Annotated in this window: 12 protein-coding genes; 4 read left to right on the top strand and 8 right to left on the bottom strand. The window is 72.4% G+C overall.

Annotated features, from left to right (window positions below; genetic code table 11):
- Positions 1–17: 17 nt before the first annotated feature.
- Complete coding sequence (locus FHU33_RS10305) at positions 18–1,442, bottom strand: NADP-dependent succinic semialdehyde dehydrogenase (protein ID WP_142025281.1); 1,425 nt, start codon at positions 1,440–1,442, stop codon at positions 18–20.
- 208 nt (positions 1,443–1,650) lie between these two features.
- Between FHU33_RS10305 and FHU33_RS10300 the strand changes: the two genes are divergently transcribed.
- Positions 1,651–3,663 carry an HNH endonuclease signature motif containing protein gene (locus tag FHU33_RS10300; protein ID WP_142025280.1) on the top strand — a complete coding sequence of 671 codons (2,013 nt, stop codon included), beginning with the start codon at positions 1,651–1,653 and terminating at the stop codon, positions 3,661–3,663.
- 194 nt (positions 3,664–3,857) lie between these two features.
- On the opposite strand, the gene FHU33_RS10295 is transcribed toward FHU33_RS10300, so the two are convergent.
- Positions 3,858–4,508 (bottom strand): hypothetical protein, encoded by a 651-nt coding sequence (locus tag FHU33_RS10295; RefSeq protein ID WP_142025279.1) that lies wholly within the window; start codon positions 4,506–4,508, stop codon positions 3,858–3,860.
- 153 nt (positions 4,509–4,661) lie between these two features.
- Between FHU33_RS10295 and FHU33_RS10290 the strand changes: the two genes are divergently transcribed.
- Entirely contained in the window at positions 4,662–5,636 is a 975-nt protein-coding gene (locus tag FHU33_RS10290; protein ID WP_142025278.1) for a sensor histidine kinase, read from the top strand.
- 21 nt (positions 5,637–5,657) lie between these two features.
- Here FHU33_RS10290 and FHU33_RS10285 read toward each other — a convergent pair whose 3' ends face one another.
- Complete coding sequence (locus FHU33_RS10285; RefSeq protein ID WP_142025277.1) at positions 5,658–6,050, bottom strand: TFIIB-type zinc ribbon-containing protein; 393 nt, start codon at positions 6,048–6,050, stop codon at positions 5,658–5,660.
- 220 nt (positions 6,051–6,270) lie between these two features.
- Between FHU33_RS10285 and FHU33_RS10280 the strand changes: the two genes are divergently transcribed.
- Positions 6,271–7,068 (top strand): CoA transferase subunit A, encoded by a 798-nt coding sequence (locus FHU33_RS10280; protein ID WP_142025276.1) that lies wholly within the window; start codon positions 6,271–6,273, stop codon positions 7,066–7,068.
- Positions 7,068–7,742 carry a CoA transferase subunit B gene (locus FHU33_RS10275; RefSeq protein WP_142025275.1) on the top strand — a complete coding sequence of 225 codons (675 nt, stop codon included), beginning with the start codon at positions 7,068–7,070 and terminating at the stop codon, positions 7,740–7,742. The genes FHU33_RS10280 and FHU33_RS10275 overlap by 1 nt, the downstream gene beginning before the upstream one ends.
- Before the next feature lie 76 nt (positions 7,743–7,818).
- Here the strand turns inward: FHU33_RS10275 and FHU33_RS10270 are convergent, their stop codons facing one another.
- The 5 genes from FHU33_RS10270 to FHU33_RS10250 form a co-directional block, all read right to left on the bottom strand.
- Positions 7,819–9,033 (bottom strand): MFS transporter, encoded by a 1,215-nt coding sequence (locus tag FHU33_RS10270; RefSeq protein WP_142025274.1) that lies wholly within the window; start codon positions 9,031–9,033, stop codon positions 7,819–7,821.
- 70 nt (positions 9,034–9,103) lie between these two features.
- On the bottom strand, positions 9,104–10,360 hold the full coding sequence (locus FHU33_RS10265) for an ABC transporter substrate-binding protein (RefSeq protein ID WP_142025273.1): 1,257 nt from the start codon (positions 10,358–10,360) through the stop codon (positions 9,104–9,106).
- On the bottom strand, positions 10,357–11,493 hold the full coding sequence (locus tag FHU33_RS10260; RefSeq protein WP_142025272.1) for a branched-chain amino acid ABC transporter permease: 1,137 nt from the start codon (positions 11,491–11,493) through the stop codon (positions 10,357–10,359). The genes FHU33_RS10265 and FHU33_RS10260 overlap by 4 nt, the downstream gene beginning before the upstream one ends.
- Positions 11,486–12,376, bottom strand: a complete 891-nt coding sequence (locus FHU33_RS10255; RefSeq protein WP_142025271.1) for a branched-chain amino acid ABC transporter permease — start codon at positions 12,374–12,376, stop codon at positions 11,486–11,488. The genes FHU33_RS10260 and FHU33_RS10255 overlap by 8 nt, the downstream gene beginning before the upstream one ends.
- A complete protein-coding gene (locus FHU33_RS10250) occupies positions 12,373–13,992 on the bottom strand; it encodes an ATP-binding cassette domain-containing protein (RefSeq protein ID WP_142025270.1) in 1,620 nt (539 codons plus the stop codon). Before FHU33_RS10250 ends, FHU33_RS10255 begins: the two co-directional genes overlap by 4 nt.
- Positions 13,993–14,007 lie beyond the last annotated feature (15 nt).

Genomic DNA, 14,007 nt, shown 5'->3' with positions numbered 1-14,007 from the left:
TCTTGCGGGCAGCGGCCTCACTCGGAGGCGGCGCCGGCGGTGTCGCCGTCCCCCTGCTCGCTGCTCGGCGGTCCGACCCAGACCGTCTTGGCGTTCATGAACTCGCGCATCCCCAGCTCGGTCAGCTCGCGGCCGTAGCCGCTCTGCTTCACCCCGCCGAAGGGCAGCTCGGGATAGCTGGTGACCATGCCGTTGACGAACGCCATACCGGAGGCGACGTCGGCGATGAACTGCGCGCGCTCGCCCTCGTCCTCGCTCCACAGGTTCGCCCCGAGCCCGTAGGGATGGCTGTTGGCGATCTCGATGGCCTCGTCCAAGGAGTCGACGGTGAACAGAGCGGCCACCGGGCCGAACACCTCCTCGGAGTAGAGGTCCATCTCCGACGTGATGCCGGCCAGGAGGGTCGGCTCGTAGAACCAGCCCGGCCGGTCGACCCGCTTGCCGCCCACGAGGACGTCCGCGCCCTTCGCGACGGCGTCGTCCACATATTTCTCGACGTCCTCGCGCCCGGACTCGGTGGCGAGCGGGCCGATCTGGGTGTCGGGGTCCATCGGGTCGCCGACGGTCAGCGCGGCGATCTTCTCGGCGAACAGCCGGGTGAACTCCTCGGCGACGTCGCGGTGCACGAAGAACCGCTTGGCGGCGATGCAGCTCTGTCCGTTGTTCTGGTTCCGAGCGGTGACGGCGACCTCCGCCGCCTGCTCCAGGTTCGCCGACGGCATCACGATGAACGGGTCGCTCCCACCGAGCTCGAGCACCGTCTTCTTCAGCGCGTCCCCGGCGATCGAGGCGACCGACTGCCCGGCCGGTGCGCTGCCGGTGAGCGTCGCGGCGGCCACGCGGTCGTCGCGCAGCACCTTCTCGATGGTCGAGGACCCGATGAGGAGCGTCTGGAAGACGTCGTCGGGGAAGCCGGCCTTGCGGAACAGCTCCTCCAGGTAGAGCGCGGTCTGCGGCACGTTGCTGGCGTGCTTGAGCAGGCCGACGTTGCCGGCCATCAGCGCGGGGGCGGCGAACCGCATCGCCTGCCAGAGCGGGAAGTTCCACGGCATGATCGCCAGGACCACGCCGATCGGCTGGTGGACGACGTAGGCGTCGGTCGCGCCCACCGCCCCGGCGTCCTTGCGCTCGGGTTCCAGCAGCGCGGGGCCGTGCTCGGCGTACCAGCGCAGCGCCTTGGCGCACTTGCCCACCTCCGCCTTCGCCGCGGCGAGCGTCTTGCCCATCTCGGTGGTCATCAGCTCGGCAACGGTGTCGGTGTCGGCGTCGATGACGTCGGCGGCAGCTCGCAGCCAGCCCGCGCGCTGCTCGGCCGAGGTGCGCCGGTAGGCCGCCCAGGCCCTGGCGGCCCGGGCGATCCTGTCCTCGAGCGCCTCGTCCGACAGCGGCTCGTAGGTCTTCAGCGTCTCCCCGGTGGTCGGGTTGACAGTGGCGATGGCCATGGGTGCTCTCCCGTCGGTGGTGCTGCCTCGCGTCTGCCCTGGTCCCCTGCCCGCCGGTGCGGGCGCGAAACGGTGCCGGGCCCGTGACCCGCACGCGCCTCCGGCAACCATCGGCGAACCACCAGTGCGTCGGGTGCGCCGGCAGTTGGCCCTGCAGCGCAGCACCTTCCGCTGGTCAGACCCCCGCAGGTCCGCTATGATCGAACATGTGTTCGACGACGTGGTGGTGTTGACGGCGGCGGAGTACGACGCCTACGTCATCGCCTGCCTCGAGACCGAGTTCGGCGCCGACTACCCCGATGCCGCCGACTTCGTCCGCGACGAGCACCAGCGCCTCCTCGACGCCCGAGCCCGGCTGCTGTCGGCCGGCGCGGCCCAGCTCGACCAGGCGGCCGCCGCCGACCGGGACGCCGCCCGCGCCGCCGCCGCCCGCGCCCGGGCCCTGGCCGCCTTCGCCCGCAGCCGCCCGGCGGCGATGTTCGACCGCGCACCCGGCGAGCGGGGCGCGGCCTCGGCGGCATCGGTCGCCGCCCGGCCCGCCGCACTCACCGAGGTCAGCGAATGGGCCGTGGACGAGGCCGCGGCCACGCTGGGCGTCTCCGCGCGGACCGCCTCCCTCATGCTCGTCGAGGCGGTGACCCTGGTGGAGGGCCTGCCCGCCACCCTCGCCGCGCTGGGCGCCGGCGACATCTCCCCCGCCCACGCGCACGTGATGGTCGAGATCGCCGGCCCGGTGTCCACCCCGCAGAAACGCGCGCAGGTGCAGGCGGCGGTGCTGCCCCGGGCCCCGCGGCAGACCACCGCCGCCCTGCGGGCCTGTCTGCGGCGCGCGGTCGCCCGCATCGACGCCGCCGCCGCCGCGCAACGACTGGCCGCCGCCGTGCGGAACAGGCAGGTCCGGCTGGACGCCCGCGACGACGGCATGACGGCGATGACCACGCTGTGGGCCACCCCGCTCGCCCGCGCCTGCCACCAGACGCTCAGCGCCTACGCCACGGCCTGCGCATACGACGAGAACGGCGACCGTGACCCCCGCACCCACCAGCAGCGCATGGCCGACTGCCTCGCCGACCTCATCCTGCGCCCGCACGCCGACCACCCGCCGGTGCAGATCGCACTCACCCTGGTCACCGGCGTGGACACCCTCACCGGACACGGACCCCGCGCCGAGGACCCGGCCGAGGTCGACGGCGACCTCGTGCCCGCCGCACTCCTCCGCGAACTCGCCTACACCCTCGGCCTGCTCCCCCGCCCCGCACCCACCCCCGGCGACACCGAGAACCACCACACCGACGGCCACCACACCGACACCGACACGCCCGGCGCTGACGGACAGGGCGACGACACGGAGGCGGCCCACGCCGACACCGCCGACGACCCCGACACCGACACCGCCGAGGGGGGCACCGCTGAGGACGGCGCTGCTGAGGGCGGCGTCGCCGAGCGCGGCGCTGCCGGGGAGGCCGCGACCGCCGAGCCGGGCCCCTCCGCCGCAGCCGCCTCCCCTGACCGCCGGCCCGACACCGACATCGCCGCGCTGCGCAGCGCGGAACTCACCGCAGCCCAGGAACTACTCACCACCCTCACCGGCGCCGCCCGGCAGACCCGGACCGGCGTCGCCGACACAGCAGCACGGGCGGCGCTGACCCGACTGCTGGACACCCGCCGGCTGATCGACACCGCCCTCGCCGAACGGCCCCGCATCGCGGTGACCGACCAACTGACCGGCACGCTGCTGGCGCTCACCGACAGCACCGAACTCCGGCACGCCGCCACCACCGGCCACGGACTCAGACCCCCACCGGGCACCCACGCCTACCGCCCCACCGACCCCCTCCACCGCTTCGTCCAACTCCGCGACCGACGCTGCCGCTTCCCCGGCTGCCGCACCCGCGCCCGCTGCTGCGACCTCGACCACCAGACCCCCCACCCCCACGGGCCCACGGCGCACGACAACCTCGCCTGCCTGTGCGAACACCACCACCGCCTCTCCCACCAAGCCCCCGGCTGGCGACTGCACCGCAACCCCGACGGCGGCCTGGTGTGGACCCTGCCCAGCGGACGCACCCTCACCACCCACCCGCCCGCCTTCGGCACCGACGACGGCAGCACCCCCACCGCCCTCCCACCACCACCCACCGGCCAGCAGAAGTACGCCGCGGCCCGCGCCGCGATCCGCGCATCCAGGCCCGCCCCACCCGACCCGCTCATCCCCTTCTGAACGTTGAGGCCACGCTGAACGCCGGGACGTCCACGGGCGTTGCGCGGTAGGTTGCTCTACCGATCCTGAGGCCCGGTCAACGTGATGGCGCGCGTATGTCGAGTCGAGTGCTCCGCCTGGCCGCGCACGTCGCGTATGGCTGCCGGCACTCCCGCATGCACGTCGGGGATGCGCCGGCGCGGACGGCCCGGTCGTCAGTTCACGAACAACGTGATAACCCAGACGGCCGCACCGAGGACGATCAGGAAGCCGCCCATCACCACCGGCACCCCCCGCGGGGACGGCGTCAGCCACTTTCCCGTGCGCGGGTCCCGGATCCGGCTGCTGCGCCGCATCTGGGCCACTGCCGGCGGGATCCGGAGCAGGACGGCGACGAGGGGTGCGATCCAGGCCGGGAGACCGTCCGGCAGACCGGACGCATCGACCTCCACGAGGTCGAAGGCGCTCGTGGCGATCAGCCACCCGACCGCCGCTCCGGACAGCGGCAGCGCCCAGAACGCCGGCCGCGAGCCGCCGGACGCCGGGGCGATGCGCGCCGCGTAGCTCCTGGGCGGGCCGAACGCCTCGACCGTTTTCCCGTGTCGGCGACGTGGCTCTGGACCTCGGTGACGATCCGGTCGCCTGCGACGTGCCGCATCCGCAGCGCGAGCCCCCAGGCCCCGTCGATAGGTCGCGGTGTCAGCGGTCATCGCGTGCTCCTGACGTTCGCCGAGCAGGTCAGCAGCCTGCTCGGTGACGGCGTTGCAGGCGGTCGTCCGCTCAGCGAGGTGGGCCCGGCCGGCCCGGGTCACGGCGAAGGACGTGCGCCCCGGGTCACCCGCGCACTCCCGCCAGGACGACCTCACCAGTCCGTCCTGCTCTAGTGACCTCCGCGTTCGCCGCACGGAACTGGGCGACCTCGCTCGGCATCCATCCCGCCCCCGGCCCGCACGTGACCTACCGTGGGGTGCGAAGCCCCCGGCGTCGGGTGGCACCACGGACGTCTCCAGGGTGGATCAGTGACTGCGTTGTCAGCGGGCGGACGGGCGCACCCGCCCGCCGACGGCTACCCGCACGACGCGCTGCTCTTCGACTCCACCGCTCAGCTGGTCGACGTGGCCCTCCCGTACATGCGTGAGGGGCTGGCTGCCGGCGAGGCGGTGGTCATCGCGACGAGTCCCGAGACGGCATCCGTGCTGCGGGACGCCGTCGGCGGGGACTCCCTCGTCCACGTCGTGGAACGAGGTGACGTCTACCGGGCCCGCACCCCCACCGCGATCACCACCTTCCGGCGCCTCGCCGAGCAGCGCACCGCCGAGGGCGTCCCGGGAGTGCGGGTCGTCGGCCAGGTGAACTTCGGCGAGACCGAACGGGACTGGCTGGAGTGGCAGCGCTACGAGTCGGTCATCAACGAGGCGCTGGCCGACTGGCCGCTGCGAGGGCTCTGCGTGTTCGACCGCCGGCGACTGCCCGAGCAGGTTCTCGAGTCGGCGGTGCAGACGCACTCCTACCTGGCGTCCGCCGACGGGCGTGCCCGCAACCCCGATTTCGTCGCCCCGGCCGACTACCTCCGCTCGCTGCCCGTCCCGGCGGAACCGCTGGAGAGCACGCCCCCGCAACTCTGGGCACGCGACGTCACCGATTTCGTCGGCCTGCGCCGCGCCGTGGCCGCCGAGCTGTCCACCGTCCGGGCTTCCCGCGACACGGTCGAGGACTACCTGCTCGCCGTCGACGAGATGACCTCCAACGCCGTGCGCCACGGCAGGCCACCGGTCAGCCTCCGGCTCTGGATCGGCGAGGACCGGGTCGTGTGCTCGATCGACGACCGGGGCCCAGGGTTCGACGACCCTTTCGCCGGCTACGGCCCGGCGCACGGCGACGACCTGTCCCGTGGCGGCATGGGCCTGTGGCTGGCGCGCCAGCTGTGCGACCACGTCGACATCTCCGGTGACGACGAGGGCGCCCACCTCCGGCTCACCGTCCGGCTGGGCTGACCCGGACGCAGTCTCCGGAGCTCAGCCGAAGAGGTCGCCCAGAAATGACTGCTTCTTCCGCTTGTGACCGTACCCGGACTGATGACCGGAGTGCTTGGCCTCCTGGACCTGGCGCAGCACCTCGCCGACCACGCCGCCGAGCCCGGCGCTCGACGCCGCCTGCGGGTGCCCGGACCGCTCGTAGCCCGACCGCTCGTGGCCGGAGCGCTCGTGACCGGACTGCTCGTGAGACGGCTGGGCCGCAGCCTGCCCACCCGCGGCACCGCCGTGCCAGGCGTTCTCCGCGTCGATCAGCCGGTCCAGCTCACCGCGGTCGAGGAAGATGCCCCGGCAGTCCGCGCACTGGTCCACGTGCACGCCGTTGCGCTCGTAGGTACGCATGCTCCCGTGGCACTTGGGACAGGTCAGCTCCATGCCCGCGCAACGCGGGCACCGGCACCGTGGTTCCCGGGCATGGGTCAAGGCCCCATTCCGTCCAGTGGTGCCCGCACGTCGGAGCTCGTCAGGTGGACGGGGATACTGGCGCCGACCGCACAGCCCGACCGATAGGAGCACCGTGGTGGATCGAACGCGCACGGACGAGATGCGGGACGTCGTCCTGACGGCCGTTCCCGGCGTCCGGAGGGGCTGACTCATGGACAAGGTCCTCGCCTCGGCGCAGGAGGCCGTCGCCGACATCGCCGACGGCGCCACGCTCGCCGTCGGTGGTTTCGGGCTCTGCGGTGTGCCCATCGCCCTCATCGACGCGCTCCTCGAGCAGGGTGCCCGCGACCTCACCACGATCTCGAACAACTGCGGCGTCGACGACCAGGCCCTGGGCGTGCTGCTCTACGCCGGCCGGATCACCCGGACGATCAGCTCCTTCGTCGGGGGAAACAAGGAACTGGCCCGGCTGTACCTCTCCGGTCAGCTGGAGGTCGAGCTCACGCCGCAGGGCACGCTGGCCGAGCGGCTGCGCGCCGGCGGCACCGGCATCCCGGCCTTCTACACGCCGACCGGCGTCGGCACGATGGTCGCCGAGGGCGGCATCCCGGTGCGCTACGACGCCGAGGGCAACGTCGTCGAGACCAGCGCCCCCAAGGAGGTGCGGGTGTTCGACGGCGAGCAGTACGTGCTGGAGACGGCGCTCACCGCCGACTTCGGGCTGGTCCGCGCGGCCAAGGGCGACCGGCACGGCAACCTCGTCTTCCACGAGTCGGCGCGGAACTTCAACCCCCTGGCCGGCATGGCCGGGCGGGTCACGATCGCCGAGATCGAGGAGCTCGTCGAACCCGGCGAGATCACTCCCGAGGACGTGCACCTGCCGGGTGTCTTCGTCGACCGCGTCGTCGTCGTGGGCCCGGAGGGCAAGAGCATCGAGAAGCGCACCACCCGCCCGCGAACCGACCGCTCCGACATCCCGGCCGGAGCCGGCGAGGAGGCCACCGCCTGATGACGCTCAACCGCGAACAGCTCGCCGCCCGCGTGGCCCTCGAGCTCCAGGACGGTCAGTACGTCAACCTGGGCATCGGCATGCCGACCCTCGTGCCCAATTACGTGCCCGACGGCGTCCACGTCGTCCTGCACAGCGAGAACGGCGTCCTCGGCGTCGGGCCCTACCCCTTCGAGGGCGAGGAGGACCCGGACCTCATCAACGCCGGCAAGGAGACCGTCACGATCCTGCCGGGCGCGAGCTTCTTCGACTCGTCGCTGTCCTTCGGGATGATCCGCGGCAAGCACCTCGACGTCGCGATCCTGGGCGCCATGCAGGTCAACGTCCGCGGTGACCTCGCCAACTGGCTGATCCCGGGCAAGATGGTCAACGGGATGGGCGGTGCGATGGACCTCGTCCACGGCGCCCGGCGAGTGATCATCATGATGGAGCACGTCGCCCGCGACGGGTCGCCGAAGATCGTCGAGGAGTGCACCCTGCCGCTCACCGGCAAGGCGTGCGTCGACCGGATCATCACCGATCTCGCCGTCATCGACGTCACCGAGGACGGGCTGGTCCTCCGCGAGGTGGCCCCCGGGGTCACCGTCGACGAGGTCGTGACCGCCACCGGCGCGCACCTGACCGTCGCCGACGACGTCCCCACGATGCCCCTCCCCGCCACCGTCGGAGCCTGATCGACTCGAGTGCCGGCCTGTCGCCGTCTTCCGCACCGGGAGGCAGCCACGGGCCGGCACCCGGAGTCGACATCGGTCAGGCCGAGGACGCGGTGGAGCGACTGGCCGCCGGGCCGCCGACCAGGACCGGCCGCCCGGCGACCGAGCCGGCCACGCCCATGCCGCCCGCTACGACGACGAGCAGCAGGAGCGGCGTGGCCCAGCCGCCACTGGCGGCGAAGAGAGCACCGACGACGAGCGGACCTACGGCGCCCACCGAGTAGCCCACGAGCTGCGACATGGCCGACAGCCGGCGCACCGCGTCCTCGTCGGCCCCCCGCAGTGCCACCAGCGCGAAGGCGAGGGAGATCCCGGCCCCCTGCGCCAGTCCGCCCAGCCCCACCCAGACCGGCCACAGATGCGGCGCCAGGAACAGTCCGAGCGACGCGAGACCCCAGGAGGCGGCGACCACCACCGCCAGGCCGCGCTGGGCGCGGAGCCGGCCGAGGACGAGCGGGACCAGCAGCGCGCCCGGGATACCGAGCAACTGGAACACCGACGCCGCCAGCGCCGCCGTCGACAGGCTCAGACCCGCGTCCTCGACGAGCAGCGACGGCAGCCAGGTGGTGAACGCGTAGTAGAGCGCCGACTGCATGGCCAGCAGCGTCGACAGGGCCCAGGCGACCGGGGAGCGCCAGACGGACATCGCGCCGGCACCGGCCGTGCCGCCGGCCGGCCGCTGCGCCGCCAGCGACGTGCGGCGGCCGGTCGCTGCCAGCCACACGGCCGCCGAGACGAGAGCGAGCAGCGACCAGACGCCCAGCCCCGCCCGCCAGCCCCAGACGGCGGCGACCGGCGCGGTCAGCGCGATCGTCAGCCCCGCGCCGCCGGAGAGGGCGCCGGTGTACATGCCCGTGACCGTCCCGGCCCGAGCGGCGAACTCGGTCTTGATCACCACCGGCAGCAGGACGTTACCGACGGTCATGGCGGCACCGACGACGAACGTGCCCGCCAGCAGGACGACCGGCCCGTCGACCACCCGGAGGACCGATCCGACGGCGATCGCGACCAGCCCGCCGAGCACGGCCGCGCGCGTTCCGACGACCCGGCCCAACCATGCCGAGGCCGGCGCGAGCGCGGCGAAGCAGAGAACGGGGAGCGTCGTCAGCAGCCCCGCCGCGGTGGGCGTCAGGCCGAGTTCGGCACGCAGTTCTGGCAGCACGGGGGCGACGGCGGCGATCGCCCCGCGCAGGTTCAGCGCAGCGAGCAGGACGGCGACCAGCATCAGGGTCTCCGGGCGCCCCCGGATCACGGCCCCTCTCCGCCGTCCGGGCACACCTCTGCCCGGCCCCGCCGCAGGGCGGGACCGGGCAGGGCGCGGGTCAGCCGGTGAATTCGTACGCCTCCGCCAGGTCGGAGCTGAAGGCGTCGCCCACGGCCGTCAGCCCGCCCGGTGCGGTCCCGTCGGCCTTGGAGATGTACACCTCACGGGTCGGCGGCACCGCGGGGTCGGAGTAGTCCAGGACCCCGGCGACCGTGCCGCCGGACTCGTAGTCGGTGATCGACCGCAGCGCGTCCTGCAGACCCTCCCGGGTGAGGTTGTCCTCGTCACAGGCCCGGGTGAGGACCTCGTGCATGATCTGCGCCGAGGCGTAGCCGTACATCGCGCCGTTCTGGATCGGCTCCTCGTCGGGGTACTCCGCCTCGTAGGCGCTCAGGAACTCCGTCACGCCCTCCTCCTGCAGGGACGGCGGCGCCATCGAGGTCGAGGTGTAGAAGTTCTGCTCGAGCGCCGGCCCGGCCGGCGTGTCCATCAGGTTGGGCGTGAAGGCCGGCGCGTTGCCCACGATCGGCACGTCGAGCCCGATGGACTGTGCCACGCTCGCGATCGAGGCCGTCTGGGGGGACGCCGCCGCGACGATGATCGCATCGACCCCGTCGTTGGCCATCGCGTTCACCTGCGCCGAGAGGTCGGTGTCGCTCGGCTTGATCTGGTGCGGCACGACGGTCAGGCCCAGCTCCTCCGCGGCGTACTCGGCGCCGCGCAGCGAGCTGCCACCGAAGTCACCCTCGAAGTAGACGACGCCGATCGAATCGCCGCTCTGCAGCCCCTGCTCGCGGGTCAGCCAGTCGATCGCGTTGATGGTCTCCACGTCGTAGGTCGTCCCGGTGATCTGGAAGTTCGGGTCCGGGAGGACGTCGGAGGTCCACGCCGCCATGCCGACGAGCATGTCGTCCTCCTCGAACGAGGACCGCAGCGCGGTGATCACCGACGATCCCAGGACCGGTGCGATGGCCAGCACGTTCCCCGACATCGTCTGGTAGAGCGAGACGGCCTGCTGCGGGTCGTACCCGTGGTCCTGGACGTCCAGCTCGACGTTGCGGCCGCAGACACCGCCGTCAGCGTTCACCGAGTCCCAGTAGAGGTTCGCCCCCTGCAGGATCGACCGGCTGTTCGCGGCGAACACCGCCGTCAGGTCCATCAGCGAGCCCAGCGTGATCGTGTCCTCCGTGACGCCGGGCGCCGCGGCGGCACCGCCGCCTGCGCCGCCGCCCCCTCCCTGCTCCTCGGCCTTGCCGCAGCTGGTCGCGGCCAGCGCGAGCGCCAGGCAGGTGCTCGTGATCAGTGGTCTCTTCATCGGGCCAGCTCCTTGGTGGTGGACGGTTCGGACATCGGGTGGTCGGGATCGGTCGGCCCGTCCGCCCCACGACGGGAGGTGCGCAGCCGGCGCGCCAGTCCGGCCAGGCCGTCATGGGCGAAGAGGAGGATGAGGATGATGGCGAGGCCGTAGATGATCCGGCTCAGGTCCGCGGCGCTGATGCCGCTGGTGCCCGGTTGCGCCAGCAGGGGCAGGAGGTCGCTGTAGCGGTTGAGCACGAGCGGCAGCAGGGTGACGAACACGGCCCCGGCCACCGCTCCCCCGACCGAGCCGATGCCGCCGATGACGATCATCACCAGGAACTCCACGGACATGAGCAGCCCGAAGCTCTCCGGGACGATCCGGCCGAAGACCAGGGCCATCAGCACCCCGCCCAGTGCGGCGTACATCGACGAGACGATGAAGGCGGCCGCCTTGAAGCGGGCGACGTTCACGCCCATCACCCCGGCCGCCACCTCGCTGTCGCGGATGGTGGCCAGCGCCCGCCCCGGTCGGCTCCGGACGAGGTTGTGCGCACACCACCAGGCGACGGCGACGAAGAGCAGACCGAGGTACCACAGCCGCTCCAGTTCCCCGTAGCGCACGCCGAGGACGACCAGGTCCGCCGGGTTGCTGTCGCCGAAGGTGAACCCGAAGATGCGGAACGGCTCGGCATTGCGCCCGTTGTAGCCGCCGGTCACCGGGGTGGCGTTGAAGAGGATGTGCTGACCGAGGAACACCAGCCCCAGGGAGGCCAGCCCCAGGTAGATGCCACGCAGCCGGCCGGAAATGGGGCTGAACAGCGCCCCGGCCAGCGCCGCCGCCAGCACGGCGCCGAGCAGGGCCAGGACCGGGGGCCAGCCGAGCCCGGACGCGAGCGGGGAGCCGGGGTCGCCGGCCAGGTAGGAGTAGCCGTAGGCCCCGATGGCGACGAAGAACGCATGGCCGAGGGACAGCTGTCCCGACCGGCCGACCAGGAGGGTCAGCCCGATCGCGCTGATGATCGCGGCCATCGCGAACAGCCCCGACTGCAGCCAGAAGGCGCGCAGGCTCAGCGGAGCGGCGAGGGCGACGACGACCAGGGCGACGAGCGCGAGCCGGCGCGCCAGCCGGACCGTCTGCTGCCTAGACACGGGCGACCTCCTTCGTGCCGAACAGTCCGGAGGGGCGGATCAGCAGGACCAGCAGCATCACCACGTACGGCGTGACCGCCGCGAGATCACGCCCGAGGAAGAGCAGATCGCCCTGGTAACCCGCGGACAGCGTCGTCACCACGCCGATGATGAGGCCACCGACCACGGCGCCCGGGAAGGAGTCGAACCCACCGAGCACCCAGGCCGGGATCGCCGCCAGCGCGACCAATCCCACCGTGGGGCTGATGCCGGGCGAGGGGAAGGAGGTCAGGAAGATCCCGGCCACCGCCGCCAGTGCGCCGGCGACCCCCCAGGCGGTCGCGGCCACGCGATTGAGGCTGATGCCCATGAGGGCCGCCGTTCCGCCGTCCTCGGCCGCCGCGCGCATCGCGATACCCGAGTTGGTGAACTTGAAGACGGCCCAGAGCACGGCGACCACGACGACCGTGACCAGGAAGGCGATCACCCGGGACAGGGGGATGGTGGCGCCGGCCAGGGACACGGTGTCGGTCCCCCAGGGCGCACCGGTGGTGAGGGTGGACGTTCCCATCTGCCGGGTCAGTTCGGTGAGCATGAGGACGTCGACCCCGAGGGTCAGGATGGCCAGCGTGCCGAGGTCGGCCGCGCGCACCCGCCGCATGATCACCACGTCGATCAGCAGGGCGGCCAGTCCAGCCGCCAGGATGCCGACCAGCAGCGCGAGCCAGAACCCGATCTCGTCGTGGGTGGTGCCCACGACGAACGCCCCGAGCAGCAGGACCGAACCGTGCGCGAAGTTCAGCACGTGGGTGGCCTTGAAGATCATCACGAAGCCGAGCGCGATCAGCGCGTAGATCGCGCCCAGGGACAGCCCGTTGATCATCAGTCCGAAGAAGTTGCTCACCGGCGCTCCTCCTGCTGGTCGCCGAGATAGGCCCGGAGGACGTCGGGATCGCTCTGCACCTCGGCCGGCGTGCCGTCGGCGATCCGCTTGCCGAAGTCGAGCACCGTGACCCGGTCGGCGAGCCCCATGACGAACCGCATGTCGTGCTCCACGAGCACGATCGAGATGCCCAGTTCGTGCTGCACGGTGCCGATCGCCTCCTCCATCGCCACGGACTCGTTGAAGTTCATGCCGGCGACCGGCTCGTCGAGCAGCAGCAGTCCCGGTTCCGCGCACAGCGCCCGGGCCAGCTCGACCCGCTTCCGGTCGCCGTAGGGCAGGTCGCTGACCGGGTGGCGCAGGGTGCGCCCCAGGCCGATCAGCTCGGCGATCCGCACCACCGCCGCCTCGTGCTCCGCGGCCTCCCGCCGCGCCCGGGGCAGCCGCAGCGCCGCCGACACGAAGCCGGTCCGCATGTGCCGGTGGCGGGCGACGAGCAGGTTGTCGAGCACGGTCTCCGTCGGGGACAGGGCCATGTTCTGGAACGTGCGGGAGATGCCGAGGGCGGCGATCTCGTGACGGGGCAGGCGGGTCAGGTCGTCCTCGCCGTAGCGAGCGCTTCCCTCCGTGGCGGCGTAGACGCCGCTCAGCACGTTGAGGCACGTGGACTTCCCCGCGCCGTTCGGCCCGATGAGGGCGTGCAGCGACCCGGAGGCCACGGTGAAGGACACGTCGGTCAGCGCCTTGATGCCCCCGAACCGCACCGTGAGCCCCTCGACGACCAGGTCCCGTACCGACGCGCCCGCCGACGCGGTGGGTGTTTCCGCGACGACCGGTGTCACCGCGGCCTCGGCTCCCACGCCGAGGTAACGGTCACGGACCTCGTCGGTCCGGGCGAGCTCGGCGGCGGGGCCTTCCAGCGAGATCCGTCCGACTTCGAGCACGAACGCGTGGGAGGCCACCCGCAGCGCCATCGCCGCGTTCTGCTCGACGAGCACGACCGCCGTTCCCTGCCGGTTGATCTCGGTGATCACGTCACCGATCTGTTCCACGATGAGGGGCGCCAGACCCAGCGACGGCTCGTCCAGGAGGAGGATCCGGGGACTGCCCATCAGCGCCCGTCCGATGGCGAGCATCTGCTGCTCACCGCCGGACAGGAGGCCGGCCCGCTGCCGGCGACGTTCGTGCAGGATGGGGAAGAGGTCGTAGACCTTCGCCCGGGCCTCGTCGCGGGACTTCGCGTCGCGGGCCGCCGTCCCTCCGGCTCGCAGGTTCTCCTCGACGCTCAGCGAGCCGAACACCCGCCGTCCCTCGGGTACCTGCAGCACGCCCTGCCGGACCACATCGGAGGCGCTGCGCACGGCCAACGGGCGCCCCCCGAGCAGCACGCTCCCGGAATCGACCGTGCCACCTTCCCGCGCGAGAGAGCCGGAGATCGCGCGCAGCAGCGTGCTCTTCCCTGCCCCGTTGTTGCCCAGCACCGCCACGATGCCGCCGTCGGGAACCCAGATGGAGACTCCGCGGAGCGCCTGCACGGAGCCGGCGTAGGAGACGTGCAGGTCGCGGACCTCGAGCAGGGCGTCCCGTCCGGCGGCCGGAGATCCGACCGGCAGGTTCGAGCCGTGGACGTCAGACACGCGCACACCGTCCCA

It is taken from the genome of Blastococcus colisei, assembly GCF_006717095.1.
Lineage (GTDB): Bacteria > Actinomycetota > Actinomycetes > Mycobacteriales > Geodermatophilaceae > Blastococcus_B > Blastococcus_B colisei.
Note: the sequence above shows the minus strand (reverse complement) of the source record. Positions and strands in the feature narration are given on the sequence as shown.